Origin of the sequence: Caenimonas sedimenti (assembly GCF_007833165.1) — a bacterium.
Taxonomy (GTDB): domain Bacteria; phylum Pseudomonadota; class Gammaproteobacteria; order Burkholderiales; family Burkholderiaceae_C; genus Ramlibacter; species Ramlibacter sedimenti.
This window is the reverse complement of the sequence record NZ_VOBQ01000011.1, coordinates 138,484-153,655: the sequence shown is the minus strand read 5'-3', so window position 1 is coordinate 153,655 and position 15,172 is coordinate 138,484. Positions and strand designations below refer to the sequence as shown.

The following is a 15,172-nucleotide window of genomic DNA, read 5'->3' as shown; positions in this document are numbered from 1 at the left end:
GAGGGATCGCATGGGCGCGAGGCACCATTCTCCCAGCACGCCGGCTCACCCCCCAGCCGGCACCGCTACAGAGTCGCTCCCCAGCGCATCCAGCAGATCAGGCAGCAACCCCGCCAATTCCCCCGTGAGGATGGCCGCGTCCGCGTCGAAGCCATCTTCGTCCTTCCCCGGCTTGTCCACGCCTTCCATCACCACGTCCAGCATCTTCATGCGGCGTACCTGGCCCGTGTCGCTCAACACGAACGAGACACGGTCGTTCCAGGTCATCGCGAGCTGCGTCGGCACCTTGCCGGCTGCGATGTGTTGCGCGACTTCGTCGATGTCGAGGGTGTGGCGCGCGTAGCGGACGCTGGATTTCTCGTCGTCCGGCGTCTTCAGCTCGCAGTCGCGGTCGATCGTGAAGTTGGAGGGGGCCTCGCGCGTGCTGAGCCAATGCGCCATCGCCGCCGATGGCGACAACTCGGTCTGGATCAGCTGCAAGTCCAGCGCGGAACCGACACCCGGGATCTCGAGCAACGCGGCCAGCAAGGCCGAGACGATCCGGTCGGCGCCGGCCAGGGTGCCGCTGTCGACCACCAGGAGCTTCTGCTCCGGCGCGAGCCAGAGCAAGGTGTTGGCGCGCTTGGTGAAGGCGCGCGGCAGCAGGTCCAGCAGCACCTCCTCCTTGAATTCCTTCTTGGCCCTGGCGCCCACGCGCTCCTGGCCCGTTTCCTTCTTGTAGCGCTCGATCTTCTCTTCGACGCCCGCCTTGATCGCCGACGAGGGCACGGCGCGCTTCTCCGTGCACAGCTTCAGGATCAGCTGGCCGCCGACCAGCTCTGCGAGGTGGGAGTGCTTCGCACCGCGTGGCGGCACCCAGCCACTGGACTCGGCTTGGGTCGGTCCGGTGGGAACGAAGCGGGTTTTCTGGAGCGCCTTTTCCAAGGCGGGAAGCGGGGGCAGCTCGAAGCCGTCCGCGATGCGGAAGTAGCAGGCGTTCTTGAACATGAGGGGCGCATTCTAGGGCCGGCGTCCGCCCTCGCCCCAAAGCCGACGAAACAGGTCTCCGCAGCTACCGGCCCGCGCCCGGGATGCCTTCGCTGATGTGACGCTCGGTCTCGACGCCGACCTCGGGCGCTGCCTCTGGATCCGACGCGTCCTGGCGGGGGCGATGGTCCCCGTCAGCCCGGTACTCGTGCTCCTTGCCGCTGATCGGTGTGGACTCCATGGCCTCGGTGGCCTCGGCACGTTCACCGGCCGGATCGAGCTTGTTGTCGCTGGGCATGTCGGGTCTCCCAAGAGTGTCGTTGGAGACTAGGGCCTGGGAGCCGGCGACATGTCGGACGCCGGCTCGAATACCGATCAGCGCGCGGCCCGAGAGGTCTCCGTCGACTGGTTCTCCGTGGGCCCCACTTCTCGTTCACGATTCAATGCACCCGCAGGACCTCGAACCGCTTTTGCAACGGCCCGATCTCGATCGACACCTCATCCCCCTCGAATTTGCCCAGCATGGCCCAGCCCAAAGGGGCTTCGCTGCTGATGACCTGGACGAGCTGAGTGCCGATGTCCAACTTCATGCTGCCCCCATCCGGGCCAAGAAAGAGGTATTGCCGCTGGCCGCCGGAATCCATCAGGCAGACCAGCGCGCCGAGCTGTACACCTTTGCGGGCATCGTAGGGATGCGGGCGGAATTTCCGCCAATCGGCCAGCGCCAGGCGGATGGCTTCGGTGCGCCGAACCAGGCCAGTGGCCAGGTAGGCGGCTTCGAGTCCCAATGTGTCGTACTTGTTTTCAGCGATGTTTTCTTCGTGGGTCGCCGTTTCATAGGCCGCCCGCACGGCCTGCTCGGCTTGCAGCAGGTCTTCGGCGAGCCGCTTCACCACCTGCTGATGCAGCAAGAATTTATCCATGACGGAAGGCAGGCATCACAGAAGCCGATCATCGCGCGAGCCGCGCGATCAGCGCCTCGAGTTCGTCCAGGTCGAAGGGCTTCATCAGCGGATGCACGGTCGGCCCGAGCGACCGGGCGACGTCCTTCAAGTCATTCCCGGAGCAGACGATCACCGGCAACGTCGGGTCCTGCTGGAGCGCCTCGCGCGCCACGTCGAGGCCCGAGCCGTCGGGCAGGTTGATGTCGGTCATCAGCAGGTCGACGTGCTGCTCGCGCAGCGCCGCGCGCGCGCCGGCGCCATCCGCCACACCTACGATCCGGCGATCGGCAGTGGCGAGCAACTCGGCGAACGACTCGCGGATCATGTCGTTGTCTTCGACGTAGAGGATGACGAAGGGGTTGGCGGTCATGGCTGGCGGGCTGCTCGATTCTGTGCGAAGGAACTATCTGGTTTCCGATGACCAGGGAAAATTGATGTAGTTTTCGCGCGTATCGAAACAGATATTGCCGTACATCTTCAGATAAGACGCGCGCCGCGCCGGGTCGGCATAGACCGGGCCAGGGTTGGCCGTATCGCGTTCATAGTCCGCGATGTTGCTGCTGGTGAGCGCCTTGGGCAGGATGTCCATGGCCTGGGGGATGGACTTCCCGTCCAGCCAATCTGCGGCCTGCTGGCCCATCGCATAACCGAAGATGGATGAAGCAAGGCTGATGCTCGCCTTGTAGGGGCTGTCGCCCTTCTTGATTTCGACGACCGCTTCCTGCTCGCCATCGATGCCGCCCAGGAACTGGTCCGACCGTGCCTTGCCCGCTTCGCGCAAGGCCCTGAGTGCTCCCAGCACCACCGTGTCCGCGCCGAGCACCACATCGATGTTCGGTTGCGCCAGCAGGATCGTCTTCATGGTGCGATACCCGCCCTCCTTGTCGACCGTGGCGGGCGAGATGTCGGCCACGATCGTCACGCCCGGCAGTGTCCGCAGGGTGTCGCGCATGGCGGTGAAACGCGGCGCCAGGAATTGCAGGTTGTCATGCGTCAGCAGAACCACCTTGGCTTTTCCGCCAAGCCGCGTGCGGATGTAATTGGCCGCCGCTTCCGCCAGGACCTTGCCGGTCAGATACTGCGGTGCGTTCAGCACCGTCGTCGCCGGCGGCGCCACGATGGCGCCCACATAGGTGCCCGCGCCGATGACCTTCTTCAAGGCCGGCGCCAGCGAAGGTGGATCGATCGGCGCGACCACGATCGCGCCCGTCTTGTCGGTGGCAATGCCGCCCACCTGTTTGACCATCAGCACAGGATCATTGTCGGCAAGGGCAACGCTGTAGCTGATGCCCCGCGCCCGCGCCGCGGCTTCCAGCCCGCGCCCGACGCCTTGCATGAATTCGCGCTTGTTGTCCTGCACGAAGACCAGCTTCTTCTGCAAACCAGGCGGCGCCCTGCAGGCGGCCCGTGCCGCGTCGTACGCGGGCAGCTTGACCGGCGTGGTCAGTCCCTCGCCACCGGCGGCCAAGGGCGCGATGAGACACGCCAGTGCAGCTACCGCGGACAGTCGAAATTTCATCGCGGATCCTAGGATGCAGTCGCCGTCGTCAGCACCAGACGCGCCACCGTCCCGGGCGCGCGATTGATGTATTCCACCTGGGTCTTCAGCGCGGACGCCATGGTCTGGATGATCTTGCTGCCCAGCCCCGTGCCGGCGCGCGGCGCGTTCGGCGCCATCCCCACGCCGTCGTCCTCCACCGTCAGTTCGGCCTTGCCGTCGTCCAATCGCTTCAGCCGCACCCGCACCTCGCCGGGCTTCTCGTCGGGATAGGCATATTTGAAGGCGTTGGTGACCAGTTCCTGGACGGCCACGCCCAGGCTGACGCTGGCGTCGGTGCTCAGCGAAATGGGCTCCAGATAGCATTTCAGGATGGCGGTGTGGCCGTCCTTCTTCATCGCCGTTTCCAGGTTGCCCAGCATGGCGCCCAGGTAGTCGTTCAGTGCGACGTTGGTCACGTCGCCTGACGTGTACAGGCTCTTGTGGATCAGCGAGATGGCATTGATGCGCGATTGCGTTTCGCGCAATGCATCCTTGGCCGCCGTGTCGGTGACGGAACGCATTTGCATCCCCACCAGCACCGCCACCAGCTGCAGGCTGTTGGCCACGCGGTGATTGACCTCGGTCAGCAGGACTTCCGCGCGTTCCCGGGCCATGGCCAGATCGGCCGTGCGGGTCTTCACACGTTCTTCCAGGGTCAGGTTGATGGCCTGCACTTCGTCGCGCGCCAGTTTCAGATCCTGCCCGTTGCGGTAGACGGTGAAGGCCACCACCAACACGACCAGGACGATGACCACGGCGGCGCCCGCCGAGATCCAGCGCAGCAACGATGCATTGCGTTGCTGTTCTGTGCTGTTGAGCGCGCCGCTCTCGTCGGCCGTCAAGATCGCGCCATAGAGAAAGACATTGATTTCATCCATCAGCGTCTTGCCGCGATTGCGCTGGATCAATGCCATGGCTTCGGCATCGCGGCCTGCGCTTTTCAGCGCTATGCTGTTGTCCATCTCGGCGATCTTTTCGCTCACCGCTTCCGACAACCTGGGCAGCATGGCCCGGTTCGGGGCATCCGGCGCAATCATCCGGCCCAGATCCTCCAGCTTCTGCCGAGCTCGCGTCTTGGCCGTGTCGTAGGGGGCCAGATAAATCTGGTTGCCGGTCAGGAGAAATCCGCGCTGGCTCGACTCCGCGGTGCGCAAATCATCGCGCAGATCCACCGCGATGATGCGGATCGAGCGCTGCAACGCCGATTGCTCGAACAGGCTGTTGCCGCGTTCCACCAGCCAGATGGTGGCGCCCACGATCACGATCAGGGCGAGAAAACCGATCGTCAGGCCCGCGCCAACGCCTAGCGCCCACCGGCTTCGTGCGAACATCAATCAACTTTCAAAGGGCTGGGTGTACAGAAAGGGCGCGCTTGCATGATGCCCGACCTTTGGGAGCCCCGTCTGCGATTGGGCCAGAAATACCCGGGCTGTGCAATCGCCGCCCAAGTTTCTTTGCTGATCATTCCATCAACGCCACCACCGGATAGCGCTGCCATTCCGGCTCGGCATGGCGCCGGCCCTGGGTGAACAGGAACCAGAGCACCGCTTGCGGGTCTGACAGCTGAGCTGGATGCGCGGCCTTCCATTCGGCGAACGCGTGCCGCAGCTGCGGCTCGTCGGCCAGCATCTGCAAGGCCGTGTCTTCGAAGGCATAGGCGGAGATGGAGGCCTGCTTCCGCTCCAGCACGCTGTTGAAGAACCCCCACCGGAAGAAGCTGTCGTGCGCTTCGGGCTCCAGGGTCTCGACCGCGTAGCGGGCCTTGGGCTGGTCGAGCGGCACGAGCACGTCGCCGGCACGCGCCTGGATGGCCTCGGTGTGCGTGCTCAGGACCACTCGGTCATGGAACATGTGGCCTTCGTAAGCCGTCGCGCGCGTGTCGACGTCCAACACCCGGTAGACGCGAGCATCGAACAGCCGGTCGGCCGCCAGGCGCTGCAGCGCGACGCCGTTCCATTCCAGCCGCTCGATCACCTCGCGCCAGGCCTGGGGCACCAGGTAGGCTTTCGGTGCGGTCACCACCAGTTCCTCCACGCACCGGTCGTAGTGGACGATGTCCTTCTCCCACGGCTGGCCGCGGTCGTAACTGAGCCTCAGATAGTCACCCAGTTGGCTGGGCGTACGCACCGCCGCGTAGCCCTTGAAGGAAAGGCGCGCCGGCCGGGCGTGGTCGTTGCGCCAGCGCAGCGGCCACTGCGTGCGGCGCCCGGCTTCCGCCCGCGCCTCGCGGCGCAGTTGCTGGATGCGCCCCGCCTGCGCCACGGCGAAATCCAGCACCACCTCGACCAGCGCGCGCGTCGCCGCCACGCGGTCGGCGAAGGGCTTGAGCATGTGGGTCTCGGGCATGAAGCCGATGGTGTGGTGCAGCGCGGCATACCCGGTGGAAAAGCGCGGCAGATCGAGAAAATCCTCGATGCCGTCGTCCGGCGTTTCGGCCAGCAGGTTGACGTAGGGGCAGGTCGGCCAGCCGCGCCGCTGCATGTCGCCGTAGATCGCGGGCAGCATACGCTCGCGCAGGAAGTCGCCGAGGCCCCCGCCCAGCTTGTCCGGCTGGGTCGGGATCAGGGTCATGGTGTACGCGTAGTCGGCACCGTTGGAAGTGTGGGTGTCGACCATCACATCCGGATCCCAGGTGGTGAAGAAACGGTTGAACACCTGGGCGGCCAGGCTGTCGCACTTGATGAAGTCGCGGTTCAGGTCGAGGTGCCGGCCGTTGCCCCGGAAGCCGAACGACTCGGGGCCGAGCTGGTTGGCACGCGACGTGGACTGGCGGTTCGCGCAGCCGTCGACGTTGTAGACGGGGATGAAAAGGAAGGCGGTGCCGCCGAGTCGCGCCAGCCGCTCGGGCTCGACGCAGAAGTCGCGCACCAGGGCCATGCAGGCATCGATGCCTTCGGGCTCGCCCGGATGGATGCCGTTGTTGTTGAAAAATACGGGACGCCCCTGCGCGCGCAAGGTGTCGCGGTCGAACACGCCGTCGGCCGTGACCAGGCCGGCGTGCATCGGCAGGCCGGTGTCGGACGTGCCGATCCGCCACCATCGCAGAACCCCCGGGAATCGCTCGGCCAACTGCTCATAGAAGGCGATGCACTCGGCCCAGGTGGTCGTCTGGTTGCCATTGCCGAGTTCGAAGGGCGTGCGATCAGCCAGGCTGGTCAAGGACGACATGGGTGACTCAGGGGGTCGCCACCGCGGTGGGCCGGGGCTGTGCGGGTTTCCACACCGCCGGCAGGACCAGCCGGCGGATGAACGCCGCGGTCCGCCCGCCCTCGTCCTGGTCGCTCAACGCCACCACCACCAGCGATTGCGCCGGCACCACAAAGATGTATTGGCCGCCGAAGCCCGCCGCGGAATAGGCAGGCGTGTCAGCGAGCGAGTGCGTGGGCCACCACAAGTAGCCGTAATCGGGGGCGTCGGCGAGGCCGGTCGGGACCAGTTTGCTGACCGCATCCGCCGCGTACCCGGCGTCCAGGATCCGACGGCCTTGCCAGACCCCACCTTGCAGGTAAAGCTGGCCGATCTTCGCCATGTCGCGTGGCTTCAGGTACAGGTCGTGCGAGCCATAGCTGTGGCCATCATCGTCACCGAACCAGTTGTAGCCCGAGATGCCCAGAGGGGCGAAGAGCTTGCGCTCCGCATACTGCCTGGCCGGCGCGCCGGTCTGCTGGGAGAGGATCACCGACAGCAGATGGTTGGCGGAGCTGTTGTAGTTGAAAGACGTGCCGGGCGCGGCGGTGAGTTGCTGCTTGAGCGTGAGCGCCGCGCTGCTCACGCCGCCGGGCCCTTTGCGGTGCAGGCCCGAGCGCATCGTCAGCAAGTGACGCACGGTGACCTCCTGGAAGCGCGCGTCCGCCGGCGGAAGGATGGCGGGTGGCAACAGCGCGACGGCCTTCTGGTCGAGGCCTTTCACGATGCCATCCTGGAGGGCCAGCCCGATGAGCGTCGCCATCACGCTCTTGGTGACGGATGCCACGTTGTGCAGGTCGTCGGGACCGTATCCGTCGCGGTGGTACTCGAACATCAGCTGGTTGTCGCGCACGACCAGGAGCACCTTCACTTGCGGAGTCTCGGACGTCAACAGCGCGGGCAGCGCCGCGACGCGTTCCCGGGAGAGCCCCAAGGCTTCGGGCCCGGCTTGCTGCCATTCAAAAGGCGCGACATCGGCCACGCTTCGCGCAGGAATCCTGAAGGGCTTCGGAGCACCCTGTGCATGCACCGTGCTGACCGCGACCACCAGGAGTGCCGCCAGCCAGGCGTTGCGCGCGCTCACGGCCGGCTCGCCTTCTCGAACGGCTCCAGATCCGGAATACCTTCCTCCACCGTCGCCGTGTAGTTCAGGTTCTGTGCCAGATCGATGATGCGGATCAGGTTGCGATTGTCCTTGTGGCGCTGGAAGCGGAAACACAGGGTTGGGCCGGAATCCAGCGTCGCGCAACCGAGGTCGTTGCCGCGAACGAACCATTTCCGGCCGAGGGGTTTCGTGTTCGGCACGATGAGAAAGCCGCGGCCGTCCCCACGGTAGTAGCCCACGAAGCCCAGGCTCCGGATCGTCTTGTTCGTGTAGAGGTCGGCGAGGTCCTTCGGATCCGTGACGGGGATCCAATCCTCGGCCTGGGCGAATGCGGGTCCCGCGGTCAGCAGGCAAGCCATGGCAAACATGCCGGCGCGAAGCTTCTTCATGGACTCCCCTGTTTGAGCACGCCCCATTCTTCCTGATCAGCAGGAGCTTGTCATCAGGCGCAAGCGGGTACCAGGACCGAACGCAGACAATGGCCTCTTTCACGAAAGAAACCTGCCATGAGCGCATTTGTGATCTTCGACGTCGAGATTCGCGATCCCGCCCGCTACAGGGAGTTCATGGAGGGCGTCAAGCCGGCGTTGGAACTCGCGGGCGCCCGCTACCTGGCCCGAGGTGGCGCGCACAAGGTTTACGAGGGCGACTGGGCGCCAAGGCGCATCGTCATCCTGGAGTTCCCCTCGGTCGCCGCGTGGGAAGCGTTTTATGAGGGCCCGGTCTACCAGGGCTTGAAATCGATGCGGGACGAATGCAGTTCGGCACGCCTCGTGAGCGTCGAAGGACTCGCGTCCTGAGCGCGTCACGTCCGCTTCCGGCGCCGCTCAACGCACCGTGAGGGAGGAGGCGCGTCGCTCAGATCAACTTGTCGGCCCGTACCAACAGCGACTGCGGCAGTTGCACGCGCAGCACCGATTCGACGCTGCGGTTGACCACCAGCACGTAGTCGGATGCCTGCTCCACGGGCAGGTCCTGCGGCTTGGCGCCGCGCAGCACACGGTCCGCGTATTCCGCGACTTTGCGAAACATGATGTGCTGGTCGGAGCCGAAGGTGAGTAGTGCCCCGTTGCGTGCCAGCTCCTCGTCGAAGCCGCCGACGGCCAGCCGGTGCCGCATCGCGAGTTCGCCGATCTGGCGGCTCTGCTGGATGAACAGGCCATCCCGCGGCACGACGGCGGCATCGACGCTGTCCTTGGCCATGGCGGAAAATGCCTGCTCGATCTCCTGTGGATTTGCCGCCTTGTAGGGCATCAGCCGAACCTGGCGCCGTTCCGCCATGGGCGAAAGGCTGGCGACAAAACCCGCATGCGAGACTTGCTGCGGATTCATCAGCAGCGCGAGGCGCGAGGCCTTCGGCATGGCTTCGAGCATCACCTCGACCAGTTTGGGCATCAGCACGGTGAGCTGGCTGGTCACGCCGGTCATGTTGGTGCCGGAGCGGTGGAAGGACTGCACCAGACCGAAGCCGACCGGGTCCGACACGTTGCCGAAGATGACGGGGATGGTGGTGGTCGCCTTGCGCATCGCGACGGCCGAGAGCGTTCCCGCGGCGATGACGATATCCGGGGTGCGGGCGACGATGTCACTGGCCAGGCGGGGCAGGCTGTCGACGTCCCCATTGGCGAAGCGCCATTCGATCGCCATGTTGCGGCCCTCCACGTGGCCCAGCTGGCGAAGTGACTTGGCGAGCGTGCCGAAGATGTGCGGCTCCATCGGCTCGGGCCGGGCGATCTGCGCCAGGAAGGCGGCGCGCGACACCCGCGCCGTCTGCGCGAGTGAGGGCAGCGTCACGAAAGAGGCCGTGGCCACAAAGGCGCGGCGGGTGATCGAGTGGGTCATGTGAACCTGTTTCATGCCTGCAGCATCGCTTCGTCGACGCTGCGGGCCAGCCTGCCGATGTCCGTGACCACCAGACCCTGCGCCGTCTTCTCCAGCAGCCCGGCCCGGCTGAGCGCCGACAGTTCGCGCGTGACCTGTTCACGCGTCGTGCTGATGCGCGCCGCGATGTCCGCGTGGCGCGGCGCCGGAGAGATGACACAGGCGCCGCCGTCGGTGGCCGTTGCGCGGGCCAGCCGCAGGATTTCACCGTGGATGCGATTGCGCACGCCAAGCGTGCTGAGCTCCACCACCTTGTCGGAGAGCAGCCGGATCAGTTGCACCAGGTGCTGCATGAATCGGTCGCCCACCTCGTCATGCTCCGCGAGCAAGCGCCGGAAGGCCGCTGGCGCGATGGCGGCGGCCAGGCCCTGCGTGAGGGCGGTGACGTCGGCCGAGTGGCGCCCGCCGTCGATGGCCGCGATCTCGCCCACGATGTCGCCTTCGCCCAGGTCGCGGAAGGCGACCTGGCGCCCGGCGGCCGTATAGATGTCGATGCGCACCTGCCCCTGCACGATCAGGAGAACCCCGCCGACCGGCGCATCCCGGCGCAGCAAGACCTGCCCCGCCGTGAAGCGCCGCCAACTGCAGTTGGCGGCGAGCCGCTCCAGCGACTCGGCGGGCAAGCCCTCGAGCAAGCGGATCCGCTGGAGCCCGAGGCCGGAAGGTGGGGCTGTCGCTGTTGCACGGGCCATGCGCCAATTCTCCGGCCTTGGCGGCAGCGCGCAGTACGAAAGCGCACATCGGGCATGAGAAACCGGCGCTACCTTCGGCATGCGCGCCACATCCGGGCACTGCCGGCTTGAGCGCACGTCACCGATTCATCCACACTCAGGGGATGCTGGGAATGCAGGGTTCGTTGGGGAGAAAGTATGCGGTCTACTTCGTGACCGTGGTCGGCCTCGCCCTTGTGGTCATGGGGCTCGTGCAGCTCACTTTTACCGAGCGCGAGAACCGCGAAGCGGTGCTGAACCTGCAGCAAGAGCAGGCGACGTTCGCGGCGGCCCGCATCGAGGCTTACGTCCGCGAGATCGAGCGCCAGCTCGGTTGGGTGCGTTTCGCCCGCCCGGGTGGCGCGCAGCCCGAACAGGTCCGCATCGACTTCCTCAAGCTGTTGCGGCAGGTCCCCGCGATCACGGACGTGGCCTACGCCGATGCGGGCGGCCGGGAAGTGGCGCGCGTCTCCCGGGTCACGCTCGACGCGGTCGCTTCGCGGGCCGACCTGTCCAGCCACCCCGGAATGAAGGCCTCCAACGCGCCCGAGGCGTGGTTCGGCCCGGTCGAATTCCGCAAGGACACCGAGCCCTACATGACCGTGGCCGTCTCGCAGATCGGCGGCCCGGAAGTCATCCTGGCCGATGTGAACCTGAAGTTCATCTGGGAGGTGGTTTCGCGGATCGCTGTGGGCGAAACGGGCGGAGCCTACGTGGTCGACGTCCAGGGCCGGCTCGTCGCCCACCCGGACATCGCCAACGTGCTGCGGCAACGCGACCTTTCCGCGTTGCCGCACGTGGAAGCCGCGATCACCGGGGCACCCCGGCAGGCCACGGTTGCCACCGGGCCCTCCGGCGCAAGCGTGCTGACGGCCCACGCCCGGATCCCTTCGCTCGGCTGGACGGTGTTCGTCGAACAGCCCGTCGCGGAGGCGCTGGCGCCGGTGGTCGCGGCGGTCCGCCGCACGGCCCTCCTGCTGTTGCTTGGCCTGGTCCTCGCGGTGCTGGCCAGCGCCTATGTGGCGCGGCGCATGGTGCGGCCGATCCGCGCGATCGGCAAAGGCGCGCTGACCCTGGCCGAGGGCAACCTGGCGCACCGCATCGACGTCCGTACGGGCGACGAGCTGCAGGACCTCGCGCAGCGCGTCAACCACCTGGCGGAGCGGTTGCAGGACATGACGGGCAACCTCGAGCGCAAGGTCGAGGAGCGCACGCGCGAGAGCGCACGCCTGGTCACCGAGATCGAGCACAAGAGCGCGCAGCTGGCGCTCGCCGGGCAGCACAAGAGCGAATTCCTGGCCAGCATGTCGCACGAACTGCGCACGCCGCTCAACGCGGTGATCGGGTTTTCCGAAGTGCTGCTGGAGCGCATGTTCGGCGAACTCAACGACAAGCAGGCTGAGTACCTGGTCGACATTCACGGTTCCGGCAAGCACCTGTTGTCCCTCATCAACGACATCCTCGACCTGTCGAAGATCGAGGCCGGCCGGATGGACCTGGAACTGGCGCGATTCAGCGTCCCCGACGTGCTCCAGGGAACGGTCTCGCTGCTGCGCGAGCGCGCCGGCAGGGGGCGGGTCGGGCTGACCCTGGTGTGCGATCCCGAATTGCACGAGTGGGTGGCGGACGAGCGCAAGTTCCGCCAGATCTTGCTGAACCTGCTGAGCAACGCGATCAAGTTCACACCGGCGGGGGGCAGCGTGCAGGTCGAAGCGCAGGAGGCGGACCGCGGATTGCAGGTGTCGGTGAAGGACAACGGAATCGGCATCCGCGCGGAGGACCGCGAGGTCGTTTTCGAGGAGTTCCGCCAGGCGAGTGGCAACCACCTGGCCAAGGCGGAGGGCACAGGCCTGGGCCTGGCCCTCACGCGGCGCCTCGTCGAGTTGCACGGGGGAACCATCACGCTGGCCAGCGAGCCCGGCCAGGGTTCGACTTTCGTGTTCAGGCTGCCGCAAAGGGAGGCCGCATGAAGCGCATCCTGGTGGTGGAAGACAATGAGCGAAACATGAAACTGTTCCGGGACATCCTGGGATTCGCGGGCTTCGAGGTGCTGGGCGCGGGGACCGGCCGCGAGGGCCTGGCGCTCGCGCTCGCGGCGCCGCCACCCGACCTGATCCTGCTGGACATCCGCCTGCCCGACATCGACGGCGTGGAGGTGCTGCGGGGCATCCGTGAGGCGCTCGGCGACGGCCTCAAGGTCTTCGCGGTTTCGGCCTCGGTGATGCCGGACGAACAGCAGCGAATCCTGGCGTCGGGATTCGACGACTTCATCACCAAGCCGATCCAGATGCGCAGCTTCCTCGACACCGTGCGGCGAGCGCTGGGGGAAAGCGCATGACGATGCGCCGCATCCTGGTGGTGGACGACACGCCGACCAACGTCAAGCTGCTGGTCGACCTGCTGCAAGCGGCAGGTTATGAAACGGCCGCGGCGAGGAATGGCGAAGAAGGGCTGGAGATGGTCGCGCAGGTCCAGCCCGACCTGGTGCTTCTCGACGTGATGATGCCGGGGCTGAACGGCTACGACGTCTGCGCGCGGCTGCGTTCGGATCCAGTGACCGCCCTGCTGCCCATCGTGCTCGTCACGGCGCTGGACGGCAAGGACGAGAAGGTTCGTGGCCTGGAGGCCGGCGCCGACGATTTTCTGACCAAGCCGATCGACCGGCACGAACTCCTGGCCCGCGTTCGCTCGCTTCTGCGCATCCGGGCGTTGCACCAGGAAGTGGAGGCGCAGCGGCTCACGCAGCTCAAGCGATTCTTCTCGCCACCTGTGGCCGCGATGATCGCCAGCGGCGAACTCGATCCGATGAAGAGCCACCGCAGCGAGATCACGGTGGTGCACCTGGACCTGCGGGGGTTCACGGCCTTCTCCGAATCGGCCGACCCGGAAGACGTGCTCGGCGTGCTGCGCGAGTACCACGCGTCCATGGGAGCGCTGATCGTCCGCCACGAAGGTACCGTCGAACACTTCGCTGGCGACGGGATCATGATCTTCTTCAATGACCCGCTGCCGGTGGAGAACCCGGCGCTGCAGGCCGTGCGCATGGCACTGGCCATGCAGGAGGCCTTCGCCGATCGGGCGCACGCCTGGCGCAAGCTGGGGTTCGAACTGGGGCTGGGCATCGGGATCGCGCAGGGGCACGCGACGATGGGCCTGGTGGGGTTCGAGGGCCGCTTCGACTACGGCGCCGTCGGTGCCGTCTGCAACCTCTCGGCCCGCCTGTGCGCCGAGGCAAAGGCCGGCCAGACGCTGGTGCACCAGCGCGTGGCCGGGAAGCTCGATGGCCAGGTGCAGGGCGAGCCGGTCGGCCCGCTGGAGCTGAAGGGGTTTCCGAGGCCCGTGCCGGCGCTGCTGGTGACCGCCGTGACTTGACGCGGCAGGTGCGATTTCGCACCGACCCGGCGCGGGGGGTGGCCGAGACTCCAGGCTCTTGTCCATCCCACTGAGAGCCACCATGTGGAGACGCCGCTCCTTCCCTTCCGTCGCCGTCCCGCCCGCCTCCGCGGGATTTCACCGCCGGCATCCTGAAAGCGGAGCGTGGTGGACCTCCTGACGCTATTCGCCTCGTCGGCGCAGGCGATGGCCAGTCCACGCGGCGCGGCCATCGGGCTGGCGAGTCTGCTGGGGCTCGGTCTCGTGTTCCTGGGAACTTTCGCCCGCACCATGGTGCGGTTGCGCGCGTTGACGGCCTGCAGCAACGTCTTCCTGCTCGTTGCGGCGCTGCTCATGCCGAACCTGGTGGCGGTCCTGCTCTATGTCGTGCTGTTGCCGCTCAACGTCTGGCGCTTGCGGGAAATCTTCTGGCTCACCCGCAAGGTGGAGCACGCCGCCAGGACCGGCGACCTCTCCGGCCTCTGGCTGAAGCCCTACATGCGGATAGAGCGCCATCCCGGGGGGCACATGCTGTTTCAGAAAGGGGATGCCGCGCAGACGCTCTACCTGCCGGTGGAGGGACAACTGGAACTCGTCGAAATCGGGAAACCGGTGCCACTGCACGAACTGCTCGGCGAAGTGTCGTTCTTCGCCGCCGACCGGCGGCGCACGCTCAGTGCGCGCTGTCTGACCAGCTGCGTGGTGCTCGGCATCGGCGAAACGGACTTTCGGCAGCTGTATTTCCAGAACCCGCAGTTCGCATTCCTCGTGACGAACCTGATCGCACAGCGGCTTGGGGCCGATATCCAGAGGCTGCAAGCGCATGTTTCGGAAATGGAGGTTTGCGGACGCGGATAGCCGCGATCAATGACATCCGATTCAATGAGGCGGCCCGTCAGTTTCCGCCGCCCGGCAATTTTTCTTGGAGACACTATGCGGACCTTCATCCTTTACTTCCTCGCGGCTTTTCTGACCACCTCGGCCATTGCCCAATCGACGGTTGGCGAATTGCTGGACAAAGGCGCGAAGAAGCTCGCGAAGGAAGACTACCTCGCGATGATGCCCATGCGGGTGCAGTACCAATGGCCGAACCGGCAGGGCGAAGGCGACCTGGTCTTCAGGGCTGATGGAAGTTTGAGCGGATCGGAACACCACTACTCCAGCCGCAGCGAGAGTCCTGCAACCGGGACACACGTGCTTGAAGACGATGGAAAGTGGTGCATGAAAAAACACATGCCCGTCTGGAACAGCCGGACCGATCAGTGCTGGCACAACTACAAACTCGGCGACGACTACTACGGGGCTCTCTCGGACGACAAAGGCGCTCGCGCCATCAAGGTCAAGTCGATCTCCAGGGTTCAATAGTGGGGCCGCAAGAGGAGCCAGCTGCAGCACGGCGTGCGAAAGCGCACCCCCCCGGCGGCGCGAGTTCGGGTAGCCTTGGCGGAATGCGAACGATCCTCCCTGC

At 66.1% G+C, this 15,172-nt stretch carries 17 protein-coding genes; 6 read left to right on the top strand and 11 right to left on the bottom strand.

Annotation, left to right across the window (positions count from 1 at the left end):
* Nucleotides 1–45: 45 nt before the first annotated feature.
* The 9 genes from FN976_RS14025 to FN976_RS28885 form a co-directional block, all read right to left on the bottom strand.
* Entirely contained in the window at nt 46–987 is a 942-nt protein-coding gene (locus FN976_RS14025; RefSeq protein WP_145893662.1) for a recombination-associated protein RdgC, read from the bottom strand.
* A gap of 64 nt (nt 988–1,051) precedes the next feature.
* Nucleotides 1,052–1,264 (bottom strand): hypothetical protein, encoded by a 213-nt coding sequence (locus FN976_RS14020; RefSeq protein ID WP_145893661.1) that lies wholly within the window; start codon nt 1,262–1,264, stop codon nt 1,052–1,054.
* A gap of 142 nt (nt 1,265–1,406) precedes the next feature.
* On the bottom strand, nt 1,407–1,889 hold the full coding sequence (locus FN976_RS14015; protein WP_145893660.1) for a GreA/GreB family elongation factor: 483 nt from the start codon (nt 1,887–1,889) through the stop codon (nt 1,407–1,409).
* A 28-nt stretch (nt 1,890–1,917) separates the two neighbouring features.
* Nucleotides 1,918–2,280: a response regulator gene (locus tag FN976_RS14010; protein WP_145893659.1), complete on the bottom strand. Its 363-nt coding sequence runs from the start codon at nt 2,278–2,280 to the stop codon at nt 1,918–1,920.
* Nucleotides 2,281–2,313: 33 nt separating this feature from the next.
* Nucleotides 2,314–3,270 (bottom strand): sugar ABC transporter substrate-binding protein, encoded by a 957-nt coding sequence (locus FN976_RS14005; RefSeq protein ID WP_255440414.1) that lies wholly within the window; start codon nt 3,268–3,270, stop codon nt 2,314–2,316.
* 167 nt (nt 3,271–3,437) lie between these two features.
* The gene (locus FN976_RS14000; protein ID WP_145893657.1) at nt 3,438–4,781 is read right to left on the bottom strand and encodes a sensor histidine kinase; all 1,344 of its coding nucleotides are present in this window, start codon (nt 4,779–4,781) and stop codon (nt 3,438–3,440) included.
* Nucleotides 4,782–4,911: 130 nt separating this feature from the next.
* On the bottom strand, nt 4,912–6,618 hold the full coding sequence (locus FN976_RS13995) for a M14 family zinc carboxypeptidase (RefSeq protein WP_145893656.1): 1,707 nt from the start codon (nt 6,616–6,618) through the stop codon (nt 4,912–4,914).
* A gap of 7 nt (nt 6,619–6,625) precedes the next feature.
* Nucleotides 6,626–7,720, bottom strand: coding sequence for a serine hydrolase domain-containing protein (locus tag FN976_RS13990; protein WP_186510897.1), 1,095 nt, complete (start codon nt 7,718–7,720; stop codon nt 6,626–6,628).
* Nucleotides 7,717–8,130 carry a hypothetical protein gene (locus tag FN976_RS28885; RefSeq protein WP_186510896.1) on the bottom strand — a complete coding sequence of 138 codons (414 nt, stop codon included), beginning with the start codon at nt 8,128–8,130 and terminating at the stop codon, nt 7,717–7,719. Before FN976_RS28885 ends, FN976_RS13990 begins: the two co-directional genes overlap by 4 nt.
* Before the next feature lie 117 nt (nt 8,131–8,247).
* Between FN976_RS28885 and FN976_RS13985 the strand changes: the two genes are divergently transcribed.
* Nucleotides 8,248–8,541, top strand: coding sequence for a DUF1330 domain-containing protein (locus tag FN976_RS13985; protein WP_145893654.1), 294 nt, complete (start codon nt 8,248–8,250; stop codon nt 8,539–8,541).
* Nucleotides 8,542–8,599: 58 nt separating this feature from the next.
* Here FN976_RS13985 and FN976_RS13980 read toward each other — a convergent pair whose 3' ends face one another.
* Nucleotides 8,600–9,583 carry an ABC transporter substrate-binding protein gene (locus FN976_RS13980; protein ID WP_186510895.1) on the bottom strand — a complete coding sequence of 328 codons (984 nt, stop codon included), beginning with the start codon at nt 9,581–9,583 and terminating at the stop codon, nt 8,600–8,602.
* Between the two features lie 11 nt (nt 9,584–9,594).
* Nucleotides 9,595–10,314, bottom strand: a complete 720-nt coding sequence (locus FN976_RS13975) for a Crp/Fnr family transcriptional regulator (RefSeq protein WP_145893652.1) — start codon at nt 10,312–10,314, stop codon at nt 9,595–9,597.
* Between the two features lie 164 nt (nt 10,315–10,478).
* Between FN976_RS13975 and FN976_RS13970 the strand changes: the two genes are divergently transcribed.
* From FN976_RS13970 to FN976_RS13950, 5 genes are all read left to right on the top strand, one after another.
* Nucleotides 10,479–12,302 (top strand): sensor histidine kinase, encoded by a 1,824-nt coding sequence (locus FN976_RS13970; RefSeq protein WP_186510894.1) that lies wholly within the window; start codon nt 10,479–10,481, stop codon nt 12,300–12,302.
* Nucleotides 12,299–12,670 (top strand): response regulator, encoded by a 372-nt coding sequence (locus tag FN976_RS13965; protein ID WP_145893650.1) that lies wholly within the window; start codon nt 12,299–12,301, stop codon nt 12,668–12,670. The genes FN976_RS13970 and FN976_RS13965 overlap by 4 nt, the downstream gene beginning before the upstream one ends.
* The gene (locus FN976_RS13960; RefSeq protein WP_222432818.1) at nt 12,667–13,704 is read left to right on the top strand and encodes a response regulator; all 1,038 of its coding nucleotides are present in this window, start codon (nt 12,667–12,669) and stop codon (nt 13,702–13,704) included. The genes FN976_RS13965 and FN976_RS13960 overlap by 4 nt, the downstream gene beginning before the upstream one ends.
* Before the next feature lie 168 nt (nt 13,705–13,872).
* Complete coding sequence (locus tag FN976_RS13955; RefSeq protein WP_145893649.1) at nt 13,873–14,562, top strand: Crp/Fnr family transcriptional regulator; 690 nt, start codon at nt 13,873–13,875, stop codon at nt 14,560–14,562.
* Nucleotides 14,563–14,637: 75 nt separating this feature from the next.
* On the top strand, nt 14,638–15,069 hold the full coding sequence (locus tag FN976_RS13950) for a hypothetical protein (RefSeq protein WP_145893648.1): 432 nt from the start codon (nt 14,638–14,640) through the stop codon (nt 15,067–15,069).
* The last annotated feature ends 103 nt before the right edge of the window (nt 15,070–15,172 follow it).